This window comes from Microbacterium sp. ISL-103 (assembly GCF_018613995.1).
Classification (GTDB): Bacteria; Actinomycetota; Actinomycetes; order Actinomycetales; family Microbacteriaceae; genus Microbacterium.
In genome coordinates this window covers 1-913 of record NZ_JAGGPD010000094.1, presented here as the reverse complement: position 1 = coordinate 913, position 913 = coordinate 1, and the positions used below count along the sequence as shown (strand labels likewise).

At 72.5% G+C, this 913-nt stretch carries 1 pseudogene; it reads left to right on the top strand.

What is annotated here, in order from left to right:
• Window positions 1–14 precede the first annotated feature (14 nt).
• Window positions 15–782, top strand: a pseudogene (locus J7E68_RS04210) (ABC transporter ATP-binding protein); the annotation flags it as partial.
• Window positions 783–913: the final 131 nt, after the last annotated feature.

The following is a 913-nucleotide window of genomic DNA, read 5'->3' as shown; positions in this document are numbered from 1 at the left end:
TGCACGGGGTGTAACGGAGCTTCCCCTTCGCTCGCGGTCGGCGCGACGTGCTGCGCGGGGTCGATGTCGAGGTCGCAGCCGGCGAGATCGTCGCGATCGTCGGGCCCTCCGGGTGCGGCAAGTCCACGCTCCTGCGTCTGCTCGGCGGGCTGGATGCGCCGACGAGCGGCAGCATCCTGCTCGGGGACTCCGGCGTCGCCGATGTCGACGCACGCACCGCGATCGCCTTCCCGGAGCCCCGGCTGCTGCCCTGGCGGACCATCGCGCAGAACGTCGAACTCGGGCTTCCCCGCGGCACCGCGCGACGGGAAGGGCGTGAACGAGTGCGCGAGCTGCTCGAGCTCGTCGGTCTCGAGCAGGCGGCAGACCAGCGCCCGCGTGAGGTGTCGGGGGGAATGGCGCAGCGCGCCTCGCTCGCTCGCGCGCTCGCGCGCAACCCCGGGGTGCTCCTCCTGGACGAGCCCTTCGGTGCGCTCGACGCCCTCACGCGACTGCGGATGCACGATCTTCTCCTGAAGATCCACGCCGCAGAGCCCACCACCGTCCTCCTCGTCACCCACGATGTCGAAGAGGCGCTCTACCTGGCCGATCGCGTGCTGCTGCTGCGCACGCTGGTCGGCGACGCCGAGACCGATGCGCCCTCGATCGCGCGCACGATCACGGTTCCCGGCATCCGCCCCCGCGACCGCGCCGATCGCGGCCTCGCGGACCTCCGCGCCGACCTCCTCGAGGGACTCGGCGTCGACACCCACCACAGCACCGCCACCGAGGAGACCCGATGAGCACCATCACCCGCCGAATCATCCCCGCGATCGCCGTCGCCGGGACGATGATGCTGGTCGCCAGCGGCTGCGTCGCCGGCGAGAACGCCACCGCGTCCGGCAGCTCGGACGATGTGGCGTCGGGGGCGTGG